Source organism: Cellvibrio sp. KY-YJ-3 (genome assembly GCF_008806955.1).
GTDB lineage: Bacteria > Pseudomonadota > Gammaproteobacteria > Pseudomonadales > Cellvibrionaceae > Cellvibrio.
This window is the reverse complement of sequence record NZ_CP031727.1, coordinates 2,830,020-2,854,568: the sequence shown is the minus strand read 5'-3', so window position 1 is coordinate 2,854,568 and position 24,549 is coordinate 2,830,020. Positions and strand designations below refer to the sequence as shown.

Below are 24,549 nucleotides of genomic sequence, written 5' to 3'. Positions count from 1 at the left end.
TTTAGCCATAATAAGGCAATTAGAACGCACTAATAGTCAATTTAACATTAAATTGCATCAACCTCTAATGCCCAAACAAGTCAATTTGGTTGTCACAGGCGCTGTGGGATTCAGCATGGAGTGTCGTTTTCGCCTTTTTTTGTTTCAGGCGAGAGCCATGTTTTACCAACACTTGTTGCGAGGCTTCCCTGCCCTCATCACTTTTACGAATACGGCTAATGCGATCTTTCATCACGCGGATATTCTGTTCAGCATCCACAATAGCGCGGGGGTAGCCCGGCAGCGGCATAGTCTCATGACAGGCTATTTGCTCAGCGCTGTAACAGCGTAGCTCAGGAATCCAACGCTTGATAAACTGGCATCCCGGGTCTTGATCTATTAATTGTTTTAGTGGACTGTAAACGCGAATAGTATTGATGCCCACAATTGCCGCTTGCATTTGCACTTGGGAAAAATGAATGCCCGGCTCGTAATCCGTGAATAAACGCGCGAGCGGATACTGCAAATCCCGCCAGTGGATATGCAATCCAAAGCAGGCAAAATTGACCACCATCGCCCGCATGCGAAAATTCAAAAAACCGGTGGCCTGTAAACAACGCATACAAGCATCCACCAAAGGAAACCCTGTTTCGCCATTAAGCCAGGCCGCCAATCTACTTGTATCCTGCGAGTATTCCAAAACCTCGTATGCCGGATTCAATGCGCGAAACTCCATATAACTCGCCGACTCCAAACGCTGGACAAAATGATCGCGCCAAAACAAACGCGAACTGAAACTTTCCAAACTTTTTTGCCAGCGCAGAGCAAGTTTGTTGTCATCGCCTGCATCCAACTGCTCATCTAACTCTGACAACCGCTGATGAAGGCGGAAAAAAATACGACGTAAACTGAGCGTCCCCCAGGCAATGTGAGGCGATAAGCGTGAGCCACAAAAAAAGGCTTTATTGGGTGAGGAAATTCCACCGCGGTAGCTCAAAGAACGCTCCCGCAAAAAACTACCCAACGTACGCTGCGCACGTCTCTCACTCACTACCTGAACACTAGGCCAGGAGATACGTTTATCCAGTAGCTGCGGTGCAAGTTCATGCAATAAAGGAATGGCAAAAAAATTTAAATGCTCAAGAGCTGGCTGAGGGATTGTAGAGGGTGATTCAAGGGGCTCTGAATCGAATAAACGTTCAGCAATAATTTTGGTGCGTTTATCGCGTGAACCTAAACGACGAACAACCCCAGATTGAGGCAGTTCTTGCCAGAGAACGTTTTCTTTTTTACACCATCGCGCAACTGCTTTATCGCGCTGATAAGTAATACCTGCACCTGTTTCTTCATGGGAGTAGATATGAGTAAAATCCAATCTCTCTTTTAATTGCACAAAACCAGCAGGTAAATCTGTGTTGATAATCAGTAGCTCAGCGCCGATGGATCGCAGCGAGAATTGCAAATCGGCCAGTGCCGTCAACTGCGACTGCAAATGAAATGCAGAGGCGTCTTGTGCAAGATAAACAGCCGGCTCGAGAAAGAAAACTGGAATAACATGGTCACATTCAGTCAATGCCGCATGTAACGCAGCATTATCATCAAGGCGAAAATCGCGTTTTATCCACCAGAGCGCGAGCATGCAAAAACCAAAATAAGAAAGGTTTTGTGCATACGTTAAATCTTGACGATTGGATCTGAGCAAATAGATAAAATAAGCGACGAAAAAATGGCAATAAAAAAGGCGATCCGAAGACCGCCTTTTTGAAACAACTTGGCGCAGAAAAATTACCAGCCAGTGATTTCTTTCAGTGCTTTACCGATATCGGCCAAGCTCTTAACGGTTTTAACTCCCGCATCTTCCAGTGCAGCAAATTTCTCGTCAGCAGTACCTTTACCGCCAGAAATAATCGCACCAGCGTGACCCATGCGCTTACCAGCAGGTGCAGTTACACCAGCGATGTAAGACACAACAGGCTTGGTCACGTTAGCTTTGATGTAAGCAGCCGCTTCTTCTTCCGCAGAACCACCGATCTCACCAATCATTACGATGGCTTCAGTTTGTGGGTCAGCTTGGAACAACTTCAGGATATCGATGAAGTTGGAGCCTGGAATTGGGTCACCACCAATACCTACGCAAGTAGATTGGCCGAAACCGTAATCGGTAGTTTGCTTAACCGCTTCATAAGTCAAAGTACCTGAACGCGATACGATACCTACTTTACCTGGCTTGTGGATGTGGCCTGGCATGATGCCGATTTTGCACTCACCTGGAGTGATAACACCTGGGCAGTTAGGGCCAATCAAACGCACGCCCAACTCGTCACACTTCACTTTTGCGTCAAGCATATCGAGGGTTGGGATACCTTCAGTAATACATACAATCAACTTGATGCCACCGTTAGCCGCTTCAAGGATTGAGTCTTTACAGAAAGGAGCCGGAACGTAGATAACTGATGCGGTTGCGCCAGTCGCTTCTACTGCTTCAGCAACAGTGTTGAACACTGGCAGGCCGAGGTGAGTTTGACCACCCTTACCTGGAGTTACACCACCAACCATTTTGGTGCCGTAAGCAATCGCTTGTTCAGAGTGGAAAGTACCTTGCGCGCCGGTGAAGCCTTGGCAGATTACTTTGGTGTCTTTGTTAATTAAAACGCTCATGTTCTTGGCCCCTTATTGATTCGCAGCAGCTGCAACAACTTTCTTGGCAGCGCCAGTCAAGTCGGTATCGGCAATAATGTTAAGGCCGCTTTCGCCCAACACTTTTGCACCCAATTCAGCATTGTTACCTTGCAGACGAACAACAACAGGTACTTTTACGCCTACTTCTTTAACTGCACCGATTACGCCTTCTGCGATCATGTCGCAACGTACGATACCGCCAAAGATGTTGATGAATACGGCTTTAACCGCGTCATCAGACAAAATGATTTTGAACGCTTCAACTACGCGCTCTTTGGTCGCACCACCACCTACGTCGAGGAAGTTGGCAGGCTGGCCGCCGTGCAGCTTAACGATATCCATGGTACCCATCGCCAAACCAGCGCCGTTTACCATACAACCGATATCACCACCGAGCGCAACGTAGTTCAGTTCCCAAGCAGCAGCATGAGCTTCACGCGCATCTTCTTGTGATGGGTCTTGCATTGCTTTCAGTTCTGGATGACGGTACAGAGCGTTGCCGTCGATTACCAATTTGGCATCCAGGCAATGCAAGTTACCTTCCGGAGTGATTACCAATGGGTTAACTTCCAACAGCGCCAAATCTTTCTCTTTGAAGAGTTTGGCCAAGCCGAGAAAAATGTTAACGAATTGGTTAATTTGCTTGCCTTCCAAACCGAGCTTGAAAGCCAGATCGCGACCTTGGAAAGGCTGTGCGCCTACCAGTGGATCAACAGCAACTTTAAGGATTTTTTCAGGAGTGTCATGAGCAACTTTCTCAATCTCTACACCACCTTCGGTAGAGGCCATGAACACAATGCGACGACTGGAACGGTCAACAACAGCGCCCAAGTACAATTCTTTAGCGATGTCGGTGCAAGTCTCAACCAAAATGCGGCTTACTGGTTGGCCTTTCTCATCAGTTTGATAAGTCACCAGATTCTTACCCAACCACTTTTCAGCGAAAGCGCGGATATCCTCTTTGCTCTTAACCAGCTTTACGCCGCCCGCTTTACCGCGGCCGCCAGCGTGAACCTGAGCTTTAACGACGAACATATCGCCGCCGATTTGATCCGCAGCGGCAACAGCCTCTTCAACAGTCGCAGCAGCAATGCCTTTAGAAACAGGCAGACCATATTGGGCAAACAGTTGCTTACCCTGATACTCGTGCAAATTCATGGTGTAGTTCCATTTGACGATGGTTGGACATGTAATTATCGATAGACATGCCAACTGGGTTATCGATGGAGACGAACCTTATGAGTTCGCCCCCGCCTAAAAACGAGGACTCTATGGTTCTCTTAACGCTTCTTCTTGTTGGCTATGTGGATGGCATGACCATGCACAGCCAAGGCTGCTTCGTGGATTGCTTCAGACAGGGTTGGGTGACCAAACACCATCATGCCCAAATCTTCTGCACTCGAACCGAACTCCATTGCAATTGCCACTTGTTGAACCAGATCTGCAGCACTTGGGCCAACAATGTGGCAACCGAGGATACGATCAGTCTCAGCGTGAGCAATAATCTTTACCAAACCTTGAGTTTCATTAGCCGCCATAGCACGGCCAGACGCTGCAAACGGGAAAGTACCGACGTTGTAAGGTTCACCCGATGCTTTCACTTGCTCTTCAGTTTTACCCACTGAAGCAACTTCCGGGTGGGTGTAAATTACGTTAGGAATAATGTCGTAATTAATTTGTGATTTTTGGCCTGCAATACGCTCAGCAACCATCACACCTTCTTCCGAACCTTTGTGAGCCAACATCGGGCCACGCACTACGTCACCAATTGCCCAAACACCTGGTGCATTAGTTTCGCATTGTTCGTTTACAAAAATAAAACCACGTTCATCCAGATTCACACCGCTATCAGCAGCCAACAGGTTCTCAGTGAATGGACGACGACCAACGCACACAATTAACTTATCAAACGTTTCTTGCTGCTCTTTACCTTCTTTATCCAAATAGGTAACGGTCACTTCTTTGCCGTTTACTTTTGAACCGGTAACGCGTGAACTGGTACGGATATCCAAACCTTGTTTGGTGAGGATCTTTTGAGTTTCTTTGGCAATTTGTTGATCCATAATTGCGAGGAAACTGTCCAATGCTTCCAGCACGGTAACTTTGGAGCCACAACGATTCCAAACAGATCCCAGTTCCAAACCAATTACACCAGCGCCGATTACGCCCAAACGCTTTGGTACTTCAGTAAATTCCAATGCGCCAGTAGAGTTAACAACCACATCGTTATCAACAGGTGCCGGGGGAATATTAATTGGACTGGAACCAGAGGCTAAAATCACGTTTTCAGCATCGTATATCGTTACTTTGCCATCAAAGTCAGTCACTTCAACTTTTTTGCCAGCAAGCAATTTACCAGTACCGAACAAGCTGGTAACACCGTTAGACTTGAACAGTCCTGCGATACCGCCGGTCAGATTTTTGATGATTTGATTTTTACGTGCAATCATCGAAGAAACATTCAACTCTACGCCTGAAGTGGTAATACCATGAAGGCCTAAATCCTCTTTTGCTTCGTGGTATTTGTAAGAGCTATCGAGTAATGCTTTAGACGGGATGCAACCTACGTTCAAGCAAGTACCGCCGTTAACGCCCTTGCCTTCTTCGTTTTTCCACTTCTCAACACACGCAGTTTTCAAACCCAATTGCGCGGCACGGATGGCGGCAACATAGCCCGCGGGGCCAGAACCGATAACTATCACATCAAATTTTTCAGACATAACAATGTTCCTAAATTATTAACAGTCGGCTACAACCTTGTGAGCAGTAACCCTTCACATAAAAAAACGCTCTTAGGTTGCCAAGAGCGTTTCAAAAAAGCGGATTAGATTTCCAACAAAATGCGCGCTGGATCTTCCAACAAATCTTTGATGGTCACGAGGAATTGCACAGCCTCTTTACCATCCAGCAAACGATGGTCGTAGGACAACGCCAAATACATCATCGGTAAAATTTCTACCTTGCCATTAACGGCCATTGGGCGCTCTTGAATTTTGTGCATACCCAAAATTGCAGACTGCGGCAGATTCAAAATTGGAGTAGACAGCAGCGAACCAAACACACCACCGTTGGTAATAGTGAAAGTGCCGCCCGACATCTCTTCAATACCGAGTTTGCCATCACGTGCGCGCAAACCGAAATCACGGATAGTATTTTCGATAGTTGCCAAGCTCATGTTCTCAGCGTTACGCAACACTGGAACGACCAAACCTTTTTCAGTCGATACCGCAACACCAATATCCTGATAGCCGTGGTATACAACATCGTTATTGTCGATAGAAGCATTTACCACAGGGAAACGACGCAACGCTTCAGCAGCGGCTTTTACAAAGAAACTCATAAAGCCCAAACGTGAACCGTTATGCGCTTTTTCAAATTGGTCTTTGTATTTTGCACGCAGCGCCATTACCGGAGCCATGTTCACTTCATTGAACGTAGTGAGCATTGCAGTAGTGCTAGATGCTTCAAGCAGGCGCTCAGCAATACGCTTGCGCAACCGTGTCATAGGTACACGCTTCTCAACACGATCGCCTACCGCTTCGATTGCAACAACCGGTGCAGGCGCAGCAGCTGCGCTAACCGCTGGAGAAGATTTTAAATGGTTGGCAACATCTTCTTTGGTAACACGACCATCTTTACCGCTACCAGCAACAGCGGCAGTATTTACGTTGTTTTCCTCTGCCATTTTACGTGCAGCGGGGTTTACCAATTTCTCTGCAGTGGCGGCAGGCTTTGTTTCAACGGGCGCAACAGCGGCTGGTGCGGCGGCGGCAACAGCACCTTCCACAAAACGAGCAATCACTTCATTGCTCAGTACGGTGTCACCTTCGCCTTTGATAATTTCAGCGATGCTACCATCAGCGGGCGCAACCACTTCTAATACAACCTTGTCGGTTTCAATATCAACGATCAACTCATCGCGCTTGACGGCTTCGCCTGGTTTTTTGTGCCAGGTTGCTACCGTGCCATCGGCAACGGATTCAGGGAAGGTAGGGGCTTTGATTTCGATACTCATGCTATTCCATCTCTCTGTAGCGCTAGGATTATTTGATCAATTAATCAGTTAGTAAAAGCACTCACACAGTGAGCGCTTTATTCACAAAACGTTTTTCTTCTTCAATATGCACAGACATATAACCGCCTGCAGGTGCAGCCGAAGGATCACGGCCTACATAATCCAGATACATCGCCTTGCCAAACAACTCATGTACTACGTGGCGCATATGATGTTGACTGCTATACCAAGCACCCTGATTCATGGGCTCTTCCTGGCACCAGAAGATATCTTTAATCGCTTTAAATGGCGCCATTGCCGCTTTCAATTCTTCCTCAGGGAAAGGGTACAACTGCTCCAAGCGGATCAGCGCAACATTTTCCTGTTTACGTGCAGTACGCTCTTCCAGCAGGGTGTAATACACCTTGCCACTACACAAAATAACACGCTCTACTTTAGTCGGATCAACACTGCTATCAGTAATCACGTTTTGGAAGCTGCCATTTGCCAGTTCTTCAAGCGTTGAAGTGGCCAGTTTGTGGCGCAACAGCGATTTAGGGCTCATCACTACTAACGGGCGACGCATTGGGCGAATCGCCTGACGACGCAGCATGTGGAATACCTGCGCTGGCGTGGTAGGTACGCACACCTGAATATTGTGCTCAGCACAAAGTTGCATAAAACGTTCAAGACGCGCCGATGAGTGCTCCGGGCCCTGACCTTCATAACCGTGTGGCAGCAACATAGTCAGGCCGCACAAACGACCCCATTTGTGTTCACCACTGGTAATAAACTGGTCAATTACTACTTGTGCGCCGTTAGCGAAGTCGCCAAATTGTGCTTCCCAAATCACCAAGCCGGTTGGCGAGGTAGTTGAATAGCCGTATTCAAACGCAAGCACTGCCTCTTCCGACAAATAAGAATCAAACAGTTCAAAAGATGGTTGGTTAGGCGCCATATTTGCCAATGGAACGTAAGCAGAACCATCTTTTTGGCTGTGGATTACCGCGTGGCGATGGGAGAAAGTACCGCGACCAACATCTTGGCCAGTCATACGTACCTGATAACCTTGCTCCACTAAAGTTGCATAAGCTAGAGTTTCAGCCATGCCCCAGTTAAGCGCCAAGGCACCAGCAGCCATTTTGCGGCGGTCTTCGTAAATTTTTTCGACTTGCTTTTGCAGCACAATTCCGTCAGGAATTTCGCACATTTTATTAGCGGCAGCCTGCAAAGTTTTTAAGTCACAGCCTGTATTGGCTGGTGTTTCCCAGTCGTGACCAATATAGGGCGACCAGTCCACAAACAAACTACTATCCGGCTCGCTTACCAAACCACTGGCCACGTGTTCGCCGCGATCCAGTGCTGCGCGATAATTGGTTGTCATCTCATCGGCAGCGGTTTGCGTCAATATATTTTGTGCAACCAACTGATCGGCATATAAAGTGCGAGTCGTTTTCAAACTGCGGATGATTTGATACATCAACGGCTGGGTTGCGGATGGCTCATCGGTTTCGTTGTGACCGCGACGGCGATAGCAAACCAAATCGATGACTATATCCTTTTTAAATTCGTAACGGTAATCCATGGCCAATTGCGCCACAAACAGTACCGCCTCAGGATCATCACCATTCACATGGAAAATCGGGCACTCGATCATTTTGGCAACGTCAGTGCAATACTCGGTTGAGCGCGCATCTTCACGTTTGTTAGTGGTAAAACCCACCTGATTGTTAATAACGATATGCAGTGTACCGCCAGTGCCGTAAGCGCGAGTCTGGGACATTTGGAATGTCTCCATAACTACACCCTGCCCAGCAAATGCGGCATCACCATGCACAACAATAGGCACCACTTTTGCGCCAGTTTTATCGCTACGACGATCCTGACGTGCACGTACCGAGCCTTCAACTACAGGCGATACAATTTCCAGGTGCGATGGGTTGAACGCCATCGCCATGTGTAATTCACCACCAGGAGTCATCACATTGGATGAAAAACCTGAGTGATATTTAACGTCGCCGGAAGTTTTCAGAGAACGCTTACCATCAAATTCGGCAAATAATTCTGCGGGGCTTTTGCCAAATACATTGACCAGTGTATTTAAACGACCACGGTGGGCCATACCCAGTACGATTTCTTTCGCACCGTAGGTACCAGCACGTTTTACCAAGGCATCAACCAGCGGAATAAAACTCTCGCCGCCTTCCAAACCAAAACGTTTTGTGCCGGGATACTTGCTATCCAAGTGACGTTCAAGTCCCTCAGCCGCCGTCAGACGCTCCAGCAAAGCAAGGCGTTGCTCTTTACTAAATTCAGGGTTGGAGCGAACACTTTCAAGGCGCTGTTGCAGCCATTGTTTTTCAGCTAGCGGAGTAATATGCATGATTTCTGCGCCTATATGGCCGCAGTAGGTTTTTTCGAGTGCTGCAATAATTTCGCGCAAAGTAGACTGTTCTTTGCCGATAAACAAAGTGCCACTGTTAAAAACAGTATCCAAATCGGCATTAGTCAAACCATGGAAATTTAAATCGAGATCTGCAACTGGCTCGCGCTGCATCAAATTTAGCGGATCAAGTTGTGCTTTTTGATGGCCACGGAAGCGGTAGGAACTAATGAGTTGTAAAACTTTAATTTGTTTTTGTTCGTGCTCTGCACTGACCGAACTACCTGCAGCAGTTACAGTGCGGATACGGGATTTACCCAACTGTTCAAACTGAGCACGAATAACCGAGTGAGGAGTATCTTGGGTTAGCACCCCATTTACACGGGGTAACTGATCGAAGTAATTGCGCCATTCTTCTGGAACGGCATTAGGGTTATGTAAATACGTGTCGTAGAGCTCTTCGACGTAGGCAGCATTCCCACCAGAGATGTGAGACGTGCTCCAAAATTGCTCCATAATGCTGTCTTGCATTCCACTCACCTTAATTATCGGAGGTTTAAACCTCCTGCTATAACAACTAGCAGTTAGCTACCAAACGCTCTCAACTTTTGATTAAAAGCGCCGCTTTTAAGTCGCTGTAACTCTCCATTACAACAAACAGTTTTACTTTGGCTTTACGCTGACTATTTTGGTCAGCTCAAATACAGAAAAGCGCTACCCTAGGTAGCGCTCTGTAAAAGCATATTGCGAATATGGCCGATAGCTCGTGTCGGGTTCAGGCCTTTCGGGCAGACTGCGACACAATTTTGAATGCCATGACAACGGAATACACTGAACGGATCATCGAGGTTTGACAGGCGTTTTTGTGTAGCCAAGTCGCGACTGTCGGCCAGAAAACGATACGCCTGAAGCAAGCCCGCCGGACCAATAAACTTATCCGGGTTCCACCAGAATGAAGGACAACTGGTAGAGCAACAAGCGCAAAGTATACACTCATAAAGACCATCGAGCTTGGCGCGATCTTCAGGTGACTGCAAACGCTCAATAGCGGGCGCAGGTGTATCATTTTGCAAGAAAGGTTCTATTTTCTTGTATTGATCGTAGAACTGGGTCATGTCCACAACCAGATCGCGAATCACTGGCAAACCAGGCAATGGACGCAAGATCAAAGTGTTGTTTTTGACACACTCTGAAATTGGTTTGATGCAGGCCAGACCATTTTTACCATTGATATTCATACCATCGGATCCACAGACACCTTCACGGCATGAGCGGCGATATGCTAATGACTGATCCTGCGCCTTAAGCAACTCAAGAACATCCAACACCATCAAGTCTTTACCCTGAGTATCTACCTCATAGGTTTTCATGTAAGGGGCGTTATCAGTCTCTGGGTTGTAACGATATACTTGTACTTTCAACATAACTCTTCTCCCGATTACCCTATGCGGTTATTAATAGGTACGTTTTTTGGGTTGGAACGCTTCCATAGTGCGCGGTTTAAAATTCACCGCACGCTTGCCAACCCGCTTTTCGCCGGGGAAATACATTGAGTGACACAACCAATTGGCATCGTCACGATCTTCGAAGTCTTCACGGGCATGAGCACCACGGGATTCTTTGCGCTCTTCGGCGGCAATAGCAGTCGCTTCAGCCACTTCCAGCAAGTTTTGCAATTCCAAGGCTTCAATACGCGCCGTGTTAAATGCATTACTTTTATCGGTAATCGAAACATTCTCAATACGCTTACGCAGCTCAGCCAATTGCTGAATACCTTTCTGCATAAACTCACCTTTGCGGAAAACGCCAAAGTAGTTTTGCATGATTGTCTGCAATTCTTTACGTAATACAGATGCACTCTCGCCTGATGTAGATGTATTAATTTTGTTAAGGCGCGCCATGGCTTTTTCAATATCGGCCTCGCTTGCATCGCGATGCTCGATACCTTCGCGTAATGCTTTCTCGATATACAGTCCAGCCGCACGACCAAATACAACCAAATCAAGTAATGAGTTACCACCCAAACGGTTAGCACCGTGCACTGATACACAAGCCACTTCACCGCAAGCGAACAAACCATCAATAACCACATCATTACCGTTGGCATCAACTGTTAACGCTTGTCCATTAACATTCGTGGGGATACCGCCCATCATATAGTGGCAAGTTGGCACCACAGGAATGGGGGCATAAACAGGATCGACGTGGGCGAAAGTGCGCGAGAGTTCGCAGATGCCTGGCAACTTGCTTTCCAGAACCTCTTCACCCAGATGATCAAGCTTCAGCAACACGTGATCGCCATTGGGACCACAACCATTACCAGCAATGATTTCCAGGATCATTGATCGTGCAACCACATCGCGGCCAGCCAAGTCTTTGGCGTTAGGCGCATAGCGCTCCATAAAACGCTCACCGTGCTTATTAATTAAGTAACCACCTTCACCGCGACAACCTTCAGTTACCAATGTGCCAGCACCCGCGATACCAGTGGGGTGGAACTGCCACATTTCAATATCTTGTACCGGGACACCAGCACGCAATGCCATGCCTACGCCATCACCAGTATTGATATGTGCATTGGTCGTTGATGCATAAATACGCCCTGCACCACCTGTTGCCAATACAGTTGCCTTCGCTTTTACATAAACGGTTTCGCCATCTTCGATATTAATTGCTATAACACCGACGATTGCACCATCCTGATTTTTTACCAAATCAACAGCAAACCATTCATTTAAAAATACAGTCTGATTTTTGATATTGTTTTGATAAAGGGTGTGCAGAAGAGCATGACCGGTGCGGTCTGCTGCGGCACAAGTGCGCGCTGCCTGCCCTCCTTCACCAAAATTCTTTGATTGACCACCGAAAGGACGCTGATAGATTCGACCCTCTTCGGTACGAGAGAACGGCAATCCCATATGCTCTAATTCGAATACCGCTTCTGGCCCCACAGAACACATATACTCAATTGCGTCCTGATCGCCAATATAGTCAGAACCTTTGATAGTGTCGTACATGTGCCAGCGCCAATCATCATTCGGGTCAGCACTTGCGATCGCACAGGTAATCCCGCCTTGGGCAGATACAGTGTGTGAGCGAGTAGGAAAAACTTTAGTAATTACAGCTGTTTTATAGCCAGATTGAGCCAATTGCAGTGCGGCACGCATACCAGCGCCGCCACCGCCAATTACAATACCGTCAAACGAAATCGTGCGCATAGTAGCCATCAGTTAATACCCCAAATTACTTGAATACCCCAAACGAGATAAGTCACTGCAACAGCACCCAGGACCATCTGGGCAAATATACGCAAGAAAGTTGCTTTGGAGCCTAACATGCGAGTGGTTAAATAATCAGTCAGTACGGCCCACAAACCAATCCAGGCATGGGATATAAAAGAAAGAAGAGTGACAAGAGTAAAAACACGCATCCACAACTGATTGTAAAGGGATTGCCACTGCTCAAAGGTCAAATCAGGGTTTAATGCCAAGTAAGCAACGATGAAAATGGTGTAGGCCGCCATAACAGCACCACCAATACGCTGGATCAACCAATCGTAAAGACCGCTGCGCCCAAAACTGGTTACTGAAGTTACCATACCCATACCCCCACCAATACGATCAACACGATGGCAATAGCCAGCGCAATTTTAGCCCCTAGCTTGCCGCCTTTGAGCGACTCGCCCACACCAAAGTCCATAATCAAATGGCGAATTCCAAGCACCATGTGATAAGCCAATCCAGCCAAAACAAGCCATAAAATCGCTTTAAATACAGGATTGGAAGTGAGTGCCGCTACTGCGTTAAAACCTTCTTGTGAGCCAGTACTTGAGTCGAGCATCCATAACAGGAGTGCAATACCCGCAAAAAGGAAAACGCCAGAGACGCGATGAAGAATAGAAACGTAAGCAGTGATAGGAAGTGCAGCAAATGTAATATGTAGGTTGACAGGTCTTTTCTTTTTCACGGTCTAGATCACCTTATTGCCCATCGCGGGCAGGTTTAAGAGTAAGCATCGCACCTTGTATCTATTAAGAGATAAAAAAGTGCAGTGCGCCCTGCAAGTCGCGCAGCATTATAGAGATTGACCTCTGGAAACACAAACAAAAAGCCACCGATTAAGCCCCTCAAATACAGCATTCACAAAGCGGATAATCTTTTAACGGAATTTTTACACAACACCATGATTTATCTAGATAATTTTTCAAAAAACGCACGCATTTAAAGCATTAAAATGATTAATGCATCATAACAATGCAACCCACCCGCAAGTGCCATACGAAGAATCACCAGACAAAGATGTACAACATCAGCTAACCCCAAAAAAGAAGCTAAATTTACCGCCGAGCCGCACCAAAAACTTTCGCCTTAACAATTAAGTCATCTATAATGCCGCTCGCAATCGGCACCATCAGCTCACAATAGATGCAGCTGACCAGTCCATAAAAAGTAGCCGGCCTAAAAAGCTGTTAAAAGCAGAGCTATATAGAAAGCAAAGCCACCTACGGTTTTTATTCGTTGAGTAAAGCGAAACATGCTTCACTCAAGCCTTTAGTCCAAATCAGTAAGCACAGGAGTCAGTAATGACTGACAAGAAAGCACAACTCACGATTGATGGCATTGATAAAACGATTGAGTTACCCATCTACGCCAGTACTATCGGACCAGACGTTATTGACGTTACCAGCATCACCAAAAATGGCTTCTTCACATTCGACCCGGGCTTTATGTCCACCGCCTCATGCGAATCCAGTATTACATTTATTGATGGTGATGAAGGCGTGCTCCTTCACCGCGGCTACCCAATCGAACAACTCGCTGTATCCTCTGATTATCTTGAAACCTGCTACCTCTTACTGAACGGCGAACTGCCAACCCCGAATCAAAAAGAAGAATTTACCGCCCAAATCAAAAAACACTCAGCAGTAGATGAGTCTGTAGCAAATATCATCAAAAGCTTTAAGCGCGAATCACATCCCATGGCGATTTTGTGCAGTGCTGTTGCTGCGCTGGCTGCGGTCTACAACGATGAAATCAACATTACCGATGCTGAAAGCCGCAAGCTGACCGCTTACCGACTGATTGGCCAAATGCCAACCCTTTCCGCAATGGTTTACAAGCACCGCAAGGGTGAAGAGTTTATTGCTCCGGATGACAGCTTGAGCTACGCCGAAAATTACTTGAACATGACATTCGGCACTGCAGGCAAAACTCCGAATGTAAGTAAGACTATTGCAAAAGCTATGGATCGTATTTTTATATTACATGCTGACCATGAGCAAAATGCATCGACCTCTACTGTGCGCCTCTCAGGCTCCTCTGGCACAAACCCGTTCGCAGCCATAGCTGCAGGTATTTCAACGCTGTGGGGACCCGCTCATGGCGGCGCCAACGAAGCCGTTTTGGAGATGCTGGAAGAGATCGGCACTGTAGACAATATTGAAGCCTGCGTTGCACGCGCCAAAGATAAAACCTCCGGCTTCCGGCTGATGGGTTTCGGCCATCGCGTTTACAAAAACTTTGACCCACGCGCCAAAGTAATGAAACAAACTTGCGATGAAGTGCTGGCCGAGCTGGGATTGGAAAATGACCCATTGCTAGCGATCGCCAAGCGCCTTGAGCAGATTGCATTGGAAGACCCCTACTTTATCTCCAAGAAACTCTATCCCAACGTTGATTTCTACTCAGGCATCATCATGAAGGCAATCGGTATACCAACCGAAATGTTCACCGTGATTTTTGCACTGGGACGTGCAGTAGGCTGGTACTCCCACTGGAATGAAATGGTAAGCGGGCCATATAAAATTGGTCGTCCACGCCAACAATATACCGGCAGTCCAAAGCGCGATTACCCAACCAAGTAATTGCTATGCTGTAAATGCAAAGGGCCGCTCTATGCGGCTCTTTGTATTCTACAAATCCAATAAAAAAACCTGCACAAAGCAGGCTTTTTTATTGGGTGATATTTGCACTGTGAAATTAAAAATTCCAATCAGCCATTAGCCAAAACTTTGTAGTGTCCTTGTAGGCAGCGACATCACCCATGGCAAAGTCTGCATATTTTGCAGTCCAAACTACTGAACCAATTTTTTTACTAACACTGAAATCAATTTCATCACCATAATCCAGACTGCCGGTATCTGAATCAAATTTGTGATACCCCAGTAAAAATTGTGTCCCAACTGCGGTAAATCCAACTTTCAAATATTTATCTTCCAAGCCTGCAGCAGGAGTTGCAAGAAATTTATCTGCCCACCCCTGAAATGCATGCAGGGTTGCCAAGGGAGTTGCGAAACCGTACGAGCCATCATCGGAACCCAATAATTCATAGCCTCCCGTAAATGCAAAACGAGATACACTCAAGGTCCCCTCTGCAAGTAAATATTCAGCATCGAATAGCCCAAGAGCACCAGCATCAGATTGCTTTGCATACTCTAGATTATATTGAAACATACCATGAGTAGCACTTTGCCAACGCAAACCAAAGGTATCACTACTTGCACCTTTTGCAGCAATTGGGTTTTCCACATCCAACAAATATGCGTAAGCAATTAATTTACCCGCATCAAAGCCGGTGTAGCTCAGATTAAGCACATGACTGTTGTGATTGTGATCGCCCTGAAGGAGATTATCCTCACCGAATACACGATTCACATTTTTGATATAGGCGTAGGTGAAATTCGTATAACGAATAGTTTTATTTGTCCAAGATACACCGTCATAAGTTTGCTCGTTCTGGCGCCATCCCACGTTACCGACAAAACGGGCATTATCTAAAATCAAGCGCTGACGACCATACTTAACTTGATTGTTAAAATTGGTGTATGAGATAAATCCTTGATTCACTTCTGTCCCTTCTGGATCAGCAATAATTGCAGTGCCCGGATTATTCGCATCACCCGATGGAGCAGTACGATAATCAACATCATTAGTAAGCTCGGTAACATCATCAAATTCGGCAGAAAATCCGAAACCATTCCATGCACCAGACTGATAAGAGAGACGAGAGCGAGTAGTTAACGCATCGGAATCTTTCAGCCCATCTTCACTAACATCCTCAAAGCGGGTGCGAAAATTTACTTTTACTACACTGCCTTGTTGCATTGACTCTGTAAATGTTTTTGCCGAAACACTTGGAACACCGCAAACCAACGAACTTACCGCAGTAACCAAAAGATGAAGTGTATTTTTTTTCATAGAGCCTTCTCCAAAGACATAGTAGATGTGTGTTAGCCATGAGTAGCATTCCTAGCAAATTAGCAATGCAACTTACACATTGCTGTGCACTAAAAAGTTTCCAGTGAAACCCTGATGCACCAACAGGAATGTTGACTGATATCCACTAGCGCAAGTCTTGTGCCAACAGCCGAAAAAAGATGGAATGGCATCAATAAATTGCTATTAATCAAAGAGATATGAAACTTTAAAAAAATTACTACCCGTGAAATTACTTTTTTATCGCGCACTTTAATGGTGACGAGTAATTTTAAGTGGCGCCATTTCCAAGCAAAAAACCAAAAATTGACGCCCCCATATGGAACAAAATAATGCACCACGTTTTTAAGGCACGCACACAGTCAAAGCACGAATGATTTTTTTCACCAAGCACTTTATTTTTACAAAAAAAAGCCGCGCAAAAATGCGCGGCTTTTAGAGGCGATACTACAAACCTATACTAAACGAACACAACCACCTTGTGCACGTGACTTTTCTATTCTCACATGGGAAAAAGTCAAGTCGAGAGCACCATTGGCGACCAATGCAAAAGGTTCAAGAATAAGTGCGAACAACTCTTCAGGCGTTCTTTTTAACCCAAAATCTGTACCTGCATCAGGGTAACAAATCAAATCAACCGATAGCGTTTTCCAACCTCCACCAGCAATTTCACGCAACTCCCTCGTTATTTCAACCTGAGAATAACAGGATGGGCCACAACCAATCCGAACCCATGCTTGATCTTCAGGAGCCGAATCGACTTTCACATCAAACAGCAACGATGAGTTAGACTCGTAATAACTACTCAACACCTGGCGATTTTGGTTAGAAATTGCAACCAAGCCCTCACCTTCCCCATTCCAAATAACCCTGCGCGCGTCTTCTTGTACATCGCGATCAACACAACTAACACTGAGCGTTGAAACACTAGCAATATTCCCGTTTAAAAGCACACGGTCATTATTTTTCCCTTCAAGCATTACTTGGTAAGCACCCAGAGGGCGCCGGTTAAACAGCTCCAATACATTGGAACTTTCCTCAAGAGCAATGCCCTCCTCGGGCAAATTATCCTTTAACAAATCCAGCTCGCCGTAAGCCAAGCCGAAACCATAAACAAACAATGGTTCATAATTTTCATCACCCCAGTTGAGTGGCCCCTGGTCAGGACGCTTGGGCCACGAAAATGATAATCTCCCTTTCACTGGATGATTCAGCTCACCGTTAATACCAGTGAAAATAACATCGGCTACACCAGCTCCCTCAGTTCCCGGCTGCCAAACAACCATAAATGCATCAGAGAGGTTTAACTCCCGGTTAATCCACATAGGACGACCGGTAACAAATAAGGATACGACGGGAATACCTTGCGACTGCAACCTTTTAAGTAATTCAAGATCGCGCGTATCACCAGCCTTTAATAATTGGTGTTGAATATCGCCCTGCATTTCTGCATAGGGGTCTTCACCAAAAACAATAATTGCAACATCAGGCTTCTGATCATAAGCACCATCCACACTCAATATTGCTTTACCGCCTGCGGCAGAAACTGCGGCGTCGATGCCCATCCAGATCGTAGTAGCCCCGGGGAAATCAGCCATAGTATTGCCGGTGCCCTGCCAGTTCACGGACCAACCGCCCGTTTGTTTGCTGATGTTATCCGCACCATCACCTGCAACCAGCACATTTAAGCGGGGGGAAAGCGGTAAAATATTATTTTTATTCTTTAGTAATACCAGGGACTCACGGACAGCCTGACGTGCTACAGCACGATGTTCGGGGGCGCCGAGTAATTCATCCTTACCAGCCAAAGGGCGCTTGGATGGAAGCCCTTTCTGCCAAAGATCTGCACGCAATTTCACTCGCAGAATGCGTCGCACAGCATCATCAATACGGGACAATGGAATAACGCCCGTTTTGACTTGCTCGAGTGTATTTTTATAAAGCTGCTTCCACTCAGGATCTGGCACCATAAAGATATCCAATCCAGCGTTTACTGCCTGCGGGCAATTTAAAACTGTCGCACCGGCGACAAATCCGTGGCCGTTCCAATCACCAACCACAAGCCCATCAAACCCCATCTGCTCTTTCAACACCCGCGTCAACAAATATTGATGACCGTGCATATGCACGCCGTGCCAACTATTAAAGGAAGCCATCACTGATTGAACACCAGCCTCTATAGCGCTGTAGTAACCTGCAGCATGAACCCGAAACAGGGTTTCCTCATCAGCCAGGCAATCGCCCCGATCTATTCCATTATGAGTCCCTCCATCAGCGATAAAATGCTTGGCTGTAGATATGACTTTATAGGCAGACAAAAAACCCTGACTGCTCGCTTCACCTTGAAGCCCCTCAACCATCACTCCGGCATAATCACGAACCAGCTCCGGATGCTCCGAATAAGATTCATAAGTACGCCCCCAGCGATCATCACGGGCGACAGCCACTGTTGGGGAAAAATCCCAATCCAATCCGGTTACTGCGATTTCTGTCGCGGTAATATTGCCAATCTCTTTAATTAATTCCGTATTTCTGGTCGCACCTAATGCAATATTGTGAGGAAATAGTGTTGCTCCAACAATGTTTCCAACACCATGTACCGCATCCGTTCCCCACATGATAGGAATAGCCATATAGCCATCACTATCATCCATAGATGCCTGATAATAGGCGTCAGCAATAGCCAGCCAATCTGCAGCTTTTGAATAGCGATTACCATTGGGAACCGAACCGCCGCCATTCAACACTGAGCCGATATGAAAATCCCTCACATCTTGAGGAGTTAAATGCCTGATTTCCGGCTGGATCATTTGCCCTATTTTCTCTTCCAAACTCAAATCACCAAGAATGTGATCAATTTTTGCTTCGAGAACAGGATCTTTTTTTACCTTGCTAGTGATACTTGGCCACTGCACTTCTACAACCTCCGGAAAAACATATATGTAATAAAAAACCGATGAGAACGCTACCCATTAATGACAGCGCTGTCAACAAAACAACAGTTATAACGCCAAAAACAACAGCCTAAGTAATATTTATAGTGTAAAGAGCAATGTAAGTAGGGCTGTATATGCTTAAAAAACCACTCAATAAAACGCGATAACATCCATTTTCGACTCACAATTTAAAAGTGAATTTCCGCAAATTAAGTTTAATGTTATTCTCCCGCGCTCAAGAAATATTACAGTTCTAACACACCATCTATAACAATCTAGTCTTCTTAATATTAAAGAAGCTGAGGAGTCGCATGAGCCTGTTACTGGTTGCTGATATCGGAGGCACTAACGGTCGTTTCGGTCTGGTCGAGTTTGATGCTGAAAAAAATCGCATCAATGGCAAGACCAATTATACGGCAGAACGCCAAATCACTCTCAAATGCGCCAACTATCCAGATATGGCCACAATGATCAAGGCTTGCTGCAGTGAGTTTGGCGTTGAGATTCCCGCTTATGGGTGCCTTGCAATTGCAGGTCCTATCGAAAATGGCCAGGCATCCATGACCAACCTTAATTGGAAGTTCTCTATTGATGGCTTGCGGGATCAATTGGGAATGAAAACATTGCACGTCATCAACGACTTTGCCTCTCTCGCCTATGCAGTGCCGTTCCTTGAAGAAAACGAGCTGGTCACGCTATACGATTCCCATAAATCCAATACTGATGCTCCAATTGTTGTTATGGGGCCGGGCACAGGTTTTGGCATGGCAGCGCTTGTTCCAGACCAAAATAACTGGCGAATTATCCCAACAGAAGGTGGTCACGCCAGTTTTGCCCCCACAAACGAGAAAGAGCTTGATATCAAAGCCTTCCTCCTGAAAGAGCAAAATCACGTATCAGTTGAAAATATTCTTTCTGGTGGCGGACTTGTTACCCTATATAGAGCACTTGCGCATAACGAAGGGGTCGATGCAATGCCCTACACCCCCGCTGAAGTGAGCTCGAAAGGCATCGCCAATCAAGATCCACTCTGCCGCGAAGCGGTGTTGACTTTTTGTGATGTACTAGGAGAAGTCGCAGGTGATAAAGCGCTGTCGCTGGGAGCCAAAGGCGGCGTAGTAATTGGCGGGGGCATTACTCCAAAGTTGGTTGACTTACTGCCCGAATCGCACTTTCTGGAGCGCTATAAAAACAAAGGCCCAATGACAGGTTACGTTAGCGACATATCCATAAAGCTAATTATTAATGATAAAGCCGCCTTGGTTGGTTCTGCAGCGTGGTTAATCAATAATACTGACGCACTGAAATAAATAGATTACGAACCACATAAACAAAAAGCGGAACCTTATCAGTTCCGCTTTTTGTTTTTTTAAATAAAACAGCACTTCATCGAAGTAATTTACACACTAAAAAGCGCAGTACTATCTAGTCCTTGCTTCTCCATTATGTCGCGCAAACGTTTAAGCGCCTCAACCTGAATTTGACGTACGCGCTCGCGAGTCAAGCCAATTTCGTGACCCACTTCCTCAAGGGTGCTTACCTCGTACCCTCTTAATCCGAAACGGCGTGCTAACACCTCGCGCTGCTTCTCTGTAAGCTCATCTAACCAATGATCCAAGCTGGTAGTCAAATCACTATCTTGTAGCAATGCGGCAGGATCAGAGACGTGGGTATCTGCAATAGTATCAACAATTGCACGATCAGAAGAATTCCCTATTGGGGCATCGATAGATGTCACCCGCTCATTAAGGCTTAGCATATGCTCGACATCTGCCACTGGCTTTTCCAGAAGATTGGCAATTTCCTCGGGTGTTGGCTCATGATCCAACTTTTGAGAAAGCTCACGCGCTGCGCGCAGATAAATATTTAACTCTTTTACAACATGTATGGGTAAACGAATTGTGCGCGTCTGATTCATGATTGCACGCTCAATAGTTTGGCGAATCCACCAGGTAGCATAAGTCGAAAAGCGGAAACCACGCTCTGGATCAAACTTCTCTACGGCACGGATAAGCCCAAGATTGCCTTCCTCAATTAAATCCAGCAAGGCAAGTCCACGATTAACATAACGACGGGAAATTTTAACAACTAACCGAAGGTTACTTTCTATCATCCGTTTACGCGCAGCGACATCGCCTTTAAGCGCTTTGCGGGCAAAATAAACCTCTTCTTCTGCACTGAGTAAAGGGGAGAATCCAATTTCATTTAAATAGATCTGGGTGGCATCGAGGGTTTTATTGTACTTGTCATCAATAATTCGTTCGCTAGCACTGGACATTGAAGGCTTGGGCACATCATCTTCTTCCGCCAACAAAAGCTCTGCATCTTCAATATCAATGTCTTGTGCTATGAAAGTATCATCACGATCTAAAGTCGTTGAATCACTATTATGTAAAGTCATTTTCAGCCCCTTAATCAATTTTTATTTAACCGGCTGGCTTGTATTTATGAATCACCCAGCTCGCCCTAGCTGTAACTCTTAAGGATTTCTCCACGATAAAGAGTCATTCATGAATTCCCGTTTTAACTCATGAACATGACATTTTTCTAACGACGCGGTAAAAACTTCATTGGATCAACAGGCGTTCCATCGCGGCGAATCTCAAAGTGAAGTTTTACCCTATCGGTACCACTAGAACCCATTTCGGCAATTGTTTGCCCAGCTTTAACAAAATCACCTTCTTTTACTCGCAAAACATTGTTGTGTGCGTACGCGCTCAGGAAGGTTTCATTGTGTTTGATAATGAGCAATTTGCCGTAACCGCGCAGCCCGCTTCCTGAATAAACAACCTTTCCTGAAGCTGCTGCAAGCACAGGCTCTCCCAATTTGCCACCAATATCAATACCCTTATTTAAACCACTGTTACTTTGAAAGGATGACAAAATTGCACCTTGAGTGGGCCAACGCCACTGTGGTGCACCTAAAAGCTGACTATTTGGCTTATCGGACGCAGTCACAACTGTTTGTTTTATTTTACTAGTTGACTTGGGGACACTAACGAACCGGGTGTTTTTAGTAGGTGACATTTTCCTGGAGTTAGTAGCCTGGGTGCGCGAGCCTTGGTTGCTCTGCGCCTTGGCAGCAATGTCTAACCGAATGACTTGAGATGGGCGAATTAGATAGGGAGCATTGATTCCATTGTGCTTTGCGAGAGCTTCATATTTTAGGCCATAACGCCATGCGATAGAAAACAGTGTGTCACCGGGAATCACAACATGTGCCAATGGGCGCTTGATATTGGTACGTGACTTATCTTCAACAGGTGCAGAATGATTGCTTAAGCAACCAGTTAGCAAGCAAATTTTGATCGATATAACGAACAAATTTATAAGTAATCTTGAGGAAAAAAATGCAAGCTTTGGCATCGAATTACTCAATAATCATGGTTATTTTTCAATCTCTTTTATGCCATTTTGGAGTTAATAAATTAAATTTATTTTAAAATTATCTAATATTTTTATAAATACACAGGAGAAAAGAGCGAAGGTTCACGTAAATCCAAAGCTTTTCCTGCGAAAAAAGATCCAAGATACCCACCGCACTCTGAATACCTTATGAATCAATTCAGCAATCCACTACCGCGCAGTCCCCGATAGAAACGGGACAAACTTTACCGGCTCAAGAATCCGGGTCACAAATTTACCGGATTCCGCATCATGGATAACAAGATGAAGCTGCTGCTCCCTGCCCCCAACCGGAATTACGAGAACACCGCCCGGAGCCAATTGCTTTAACAGTTCATCCGGAATTGCCTGAGGCGCAGCAGTACTGATAATACCATCGTAAGGACCAGCTTCCGGCCAGCCAAACCCGCCATCGGCATGACGCATTTGCACATTGCGCAAACCTAATTGACGCAATCGGTCGCGGGCTTTGTCTTGCAGTGGTTTTATCCGCTCAACGCTGTAAACCTGTGGAACAAGTTGCGCCAAGACGCTGGTTTGATAACCGGACCCCGTACCCACCTCAAGTACCTTCTGTAAATTGCCGCCCGCAGCGCCCAGTAACACTTCTGTCATACGCGCCACAATGTAAGGCTGGGATATGGTTTGCCCGTGCCCGATTGGCAAGGCTGTATCCTCATAGGCACGATGAGCCAAAGCCTCATCCAGAAAGATATGGCGCGGGGTATTTAACATTACATCCAGGACGCGCATATTCGTTACGCCTTGGTCGCGTAAACGCTGAATGAGACGCTCACGGGTGCGCAGCGAGGTCATACCTACACCTTGCATCAATAAGTCTGTCATCGCCAGATCCCCTCCATCACCTACAACTAACCCATTGGGCACAATGTAAAATCGTTTAAACAAAGCGGGCAACTATACCATAGCGGCGTTTCAATGATCGCTCATCTACTCCAACTCGATAAGTGAGTCCTGTGAGCGATTAGTTAACTGCGCTAACTCACGCAAAACAGCAGTGGCAAACTCACCGGCAGCCAACGAAAAGGAAAGCTCCAAATCGTTTTCTATCCAGCGCCACTGGGCATTTGCAGGAAGCAAACGCAAAGGTCGTCGCTCTTGCGACAATCCGGCATGCTCCAGCCCATCACACCATTGTTGCCAATCAGCTAACACTGTTTGTTCAAACGCCAATAACTCATCGCTTGCCAATGAGCGACCGCGCCCCCACAAGGGGCCGGATGATTGAGGTTCGGGATCGCCCGATACAAGATCACACCAATTACCTGCAACAACTCGCACAGCGAGAACCTGATTAAACAAATAGGAGCGCCCGGCAGATAACATTAACCCGCGTTTTTGTTTGTCTTTGTAACGTTTACCGCCCACCAAAATTGCATCGGCTTCTATCAAATTATTACCATTAAAACCAAAACGCTGCTCGCCAAAATAATTGGGCACGCCCAAGGTTAGCACCTGATGAATTTTTTGTTCCAATACAGGACGACTATCTGTTTGAAGATCGCGCAAACGAATTACAAAATAATTTTGGCGATGATCACCTCGACGCAGCTTCTGCTGATGGCGCGCAACGCGAATCACATAAATCGTATCGCTGTTAAGCAAGATCCAATCCGGCTCAATACCTTTTGGCATATAAACACTAAACCATTGGGTGGTCACTGCATGGCGATCCTTGCGGCCAGCATATCCAACATCATTAATATTAACCTTTGCCAGCTCGGCAATTTTTCCGGCAACCCACGCCGTGTTTTCACCGCGCTTTAATATTTGCAGAAAAACATGTTCACCCGTCCCCAGTGGTTCGAAGCCCAAGTCTTCATCCACTTTAAAGTCTTCCGGTTGATCACGAAAAATAGCCGATGCATTCAGTTCGCCGTATGCACGCGGGAAATCCAACGAAAATTCTGTCAAAACATAATCCGTAAATAATAGGTG

Annotated in this window: 18 protein-coding genes; 2 read left to right on the top strand and 16 right to left on the bottom strand. The window is 46.1% G+C overall.

Features of this window, described 5'->3' with window-relative positions; genetic code table 11:
* Positions 1–64: 64 nt before the first annotated feature.
* From D0B88_RS11960 to sdhC, 10 genes are all read right to left on the bottom strand, one after another.
* Entirely contained in the window at positions 65–1,618 is a 1,554-nt protein-coding gene (locus tag D0B88_RS11960; RefSeq protein ID WP_151057413.1) for an FAD-binding domain-containing protein, read from the bottom strand.
* Between the two features lie 146 nt (positions 1,619–1,764).
* The gene (sucD, locus tag D0B88_RS11955; protein ID WP_133682474.1) at positions 1,765–2,637 is read right to left on the bottom strand and encodes a succinate--CoA ligase subunit alpha; all 873 of its coding nucleotides are present in this window, start codon (positions 2,635–2,637) and stop codon (positions 1,765–1,767) included.
* A 12-nt stretch (positions 2,638–2,649) separates the two neighbouring features.
* Entirely contained in the window at positions 2,650–3,816 is a 1,167-nt protein-coding gene (gene sucC / locus D0B88_RS11950) for an ADP-forming succinate--CoA ligase subunit beta (RefSeq protein WP_151057411.1), read from the bottom strand.
* Positions 3,817–3,938: 122 nt separating this feature from the next.
* Positions 3,939–5,378, bottom strand: a complete 1,440-nt coding sequence (gene lpdA / locus D0B88_RS11945) for a dihydrolipoyl dehydrogenase (RefSeq protein WP_151057408.1) — start codon at positions 5,376–5,378, stop codon at positions 3,939–3,941.
* A gap of 104 nt (positions 5,379–5,482) precedes the next feature.
* Complete coding sequence (odhB, locus tag D0B88_RS11940) at positions 5,483–6,673, bottom strand: 2-oxoglutarate dehydrogenase complex dihydrolipoyllysine-residue succinyltransferase (RefSeq protein WP_151057406.1); 1,191 nt, start codon at positions 6,671–6,673, stop codon at positions 5,483–5,485.
* Between the two features lie 61 nt (positions 6,674–6,734).
* A complete protein-coding gene (locus D0B88_RS11935) occupies positions 6,735–9,566 on the bottom strand; it encodes a 2-oxoglutarate dehydrogenase E1 component (RefSeq protein ID WP_151057404.1) in 2,832 nt (943 codons plus the stop codon).
* A 188-nt stretch (positions 9,567–9,754) separates the two neighbouring features.
* Positions 9,755–10,459: a succinate dehydrogenase iron-sulfur subunit gene (locus tag D0B88_RS11930; RefSeq protein ID WP_007640587.1), complete on the bottom strand. Its 705-nt coding sequence runs from the start codon at positions 10,457–10,459 to the stop codon at positions 9,755–9,757.
* Positions 10,460–10,489: 30 nt separating this feature from the next.
* Positions 10,490–12,262 (bottom strand): succinate dehydrogenase flavoprotein subunit, encoded by a 1,773-nt coding sequence (gene sdhA, locus D0B88_RS11925; RefSeq protein WP_040391610.1) that lies wholly within the window; start codon positions 12,260–12,262, stop codon positions 10,490–10,492.
* Positions 12,262–12,633 (bottom strand): succinate dehydrogenase, hydrophobic membrane anchor protein, encoded by a 372-nt coding sequence (gene sdhD, locus D0B88_RS11920; protein ID WP_007640585.1) that lies wholly within the window; start codon positions 12,631–12,633, stop codon positions 12,262–12,264. The genes sdhA and sdhD overlap by 1 nt, the downstream gene beginning before the upstream one ends.
* Positions 12,627–13,001 carry a succinate dehydrogenase, cytochrome b556 subunit gene (gene sdhC, locus D0B88_RS11915; protein ID WP_040391608.1) on the bottom strand — a complete coding sequence of 125 codons (375 nt, stop codon included), beginning with the start codon at positions 12,999–13,001 and terminating at the stop codon, positions 12,627–12,629. The genes sdhD and sdhC overlap by 7 nt, the downstream gene beginning before the upstream one ends.
* A 616-nt stretch (positions 13,002–13,617) precedes the next feature.
* On the opposite strand from sdhC, the gene D0B88_RS11910 reads away from it, so the two are divergent.
* On the top strand, positions 13,618–14,898 hold the full coding sequence (locus tag D0B88_RS11910; RefSeq protein ID WP_007640579.1) for a citrate synthase: 1,281 nt from the start codon (positions 13,618–13,620) through the stop codon (positions 14,896–14,898).
* A gap of 115 nt (positions 14,899–15,013) precedes the next feature.
* Here the strand turns inward: D0B88_RS11910 and D0B88_RS11905 are convergent, their stop codons facing one another.
* Together D0B88_RS11905 and D0B88_RS11900 are read right to left on the bottom strand one after the other, a co-directional pair.
* Entirely contained in the window at positions 15,014–16,231 is a 1,218-nt protein-coding gene (locus D0B88_RS11905) for an alginate export family protein (RefSeq protein ID WP_151057402.1), read from the bottom strand.
* Between the two features lie 473 nt (positions 16,232–16,704).
* Entirely contained in the window at positions 16,705–19,164 is a 2,460-nt protein-coding gene (locus D0B88_RS11900) for an exo 1,3/1,4-beta-D-glucan glucohydrolase (RefSeq protein ID WP_151057400.1), read from the bottom strand.
* A 332-nt stretch (positions 19,165–19,496) separates the two neighbouring features.
* Between D0B88_RS11900 and glk the strand changes: the two genes are divergently transcribed.
* Positions 19,497–20,495, top strand: coding sequence for a glucokinase (gene glk / locus D0B88_RS11895; protein WP_151057398.1), 999 nt, complete (start codon positions 19,497–19,499; stop codon positions 20,493–20,495).
* 89 nt (positions 20,496–20,584) lie between these two features.
* On the opposite strand, the gene rpoS is transcribed toward glk, so the two are convergent.
* The 4 genes from rpoS to truD all read right to left on the bottom strand — a co-directional run bounded on the left by rpoS (position 20,585) and on the right by truD (position 24,525).
* A complete protein-coding gene (rpoS, locus tag D0B88_RS11890) occupies positions 20,585–21,586 on the bottom strand; it encodes an RNA polymerase sigma factor RpoS (protein WP_007640574.1) in 1,002 nt (333 codons plus the stop codon).
* A gap of 146 nt (positions 21,587–21,732) precedes the next feature.
* On the bottom strand, positions 21,733–22,551 hold the full coding sequence (locus tag D0B88_RS11885; RefSeq protein ID WP_151057396.1) for a peptidoglycan DD-metalloendopeptidase family protein: 819 nt from the start codon (positions 22,549–22,551) through the stop codon (positions 21,733–21,735).
* A 210-nt stretch (positions 22,552–22,761) separates the two neighbouring features.
* Entirely contained in the window at positions 22,762–23,436 is a 675-nt protein-coding gene (locus D0B88_RS11880; protein ID WP_191966425.1) for a protein-L-isoaspartate(D-aspartate) O-methyltransferase, read from the bottom strand.
* Between the two features lie 105 nt (positions 23,437–23,541).
* Positions 23,542–24,525: a tRNA pseudouridine(13) synthase TruD gene (gene truD, locus D0B88_RS11875; protein WP_151057394.1), complete on the bottom strand. Its 984-nt coding sequence runs from the start codon at positions 24,523–24,525 to the stop codon at positions 23,542–23,544.
* Between the last annotated feature and the right edge of the window lie 24 nt (positions 24,526–24,549).

Excerpts from the sequence above, each read along its gene's own strand:
- rpoS (WP_007640574.1), bottom strand. The coding sequence starts at position 21,586 with ATGACTTTACATAATAGTGATTCAACGACTTTAGATCGTGATGATACT.
- D0B88_RS11910 (WP_007640579.1), top strand. The coding sequence starts at position 13,618 with ATGACTGACAAGAAAGCACAACTCACGATTGATGGCATTGATAAAACG.
- D0B88_RS11930 (WP_007640587.1), bottom strand. The coding sequence starts at position 10,459 with ATGTTGAAAGTACAAGTATATCGTTACAACCCAGAGACTGATAACGCC.
- lpdA (WP_151057408.1), bottom strand. The coding sequence starts at position 5,378 with ATGTCTGAAAAATTTGATGTGATAGTTATCGGTTCTGGCCCCGCGGGC.
- D0B88_RS11885 (WP_151057396.1), bottom strand. The coding sequence starts at position 22,551 with ATGCCAAAGCTTGCATTTTTTTCCTCAAGATTACTTATAAATTTGTTC.
- odhB (WP_151057406.1), bottom strand. The coding sequence starts at position 6,673 with ATGAGTATCGAAATCAAAGCCCCTACCTTCCCTGAATCCGTTGCCGAT.
- D0B88_RS11935 (WP_151057404.1), bottom strand. The coding sequence starts at position 9,566 with ATGCAAGACAGCATTATGGAGCAATTTTGGAGCACGTCTCACATCTCT.
- D0B88_RS11960 (WP_151057413.1), bottom strand. The coding sequence starts at position 1,618 with ATGCTCGCGCTCTGGTGGATAAAACGCGATTTTCGCCTTGATGATAAT.
- sdhA (WP_040391610.1), bottom strand. The coding sequence starts at position 12,262 with ATGGCTACTATGCGCACGATTTCGTTTGACGGTATTGTAATTGGCGGT.
- sdhD (WP_007640585.1), bottom strand. The coding sequence starts at position 12,633 with ATGGTAACTTCAGTAACCAGTTTTGGGCGCAGCGGTCTTTACGATTGG.
- glk (WP_151057398.1), top strand. The coding sequence starts at position 19,497 with ATGAGCCTGTTACTGGTTGCTGATATCGGAGGCACTAACGGTCGTTTC.
- D0B88_RS11905 (WP_151057402.1), bottom strand. The coding sequence starts at position 16,231 with ATGAAAAAAAATACACTTCATCTTTTGGTTACTGCGGTAAGTTCGTTG.
- D0B88_RS11880 (WP_191966425.1), bottom strand. The coding sequence starts at position 23,436 with ATGACAGACTTATTGATGCAAGGTGTAGGTATGACCTCGCTGCGCACC.
- sucC (WP_151057411.1), bottom strand. The coding sequence starts at position 3,816 with ATGAATTTGCACGAGTATCAGGGTAAGCAACTGTTTGCCCAATATGGT.
- sucD (WP_133682474.1), bottom strand. The coding sequence starts at position 2,637 with ATGAGCGTTTTAATTAACAAAGACACCAAAGTAATCTGCCAAGGCTTC.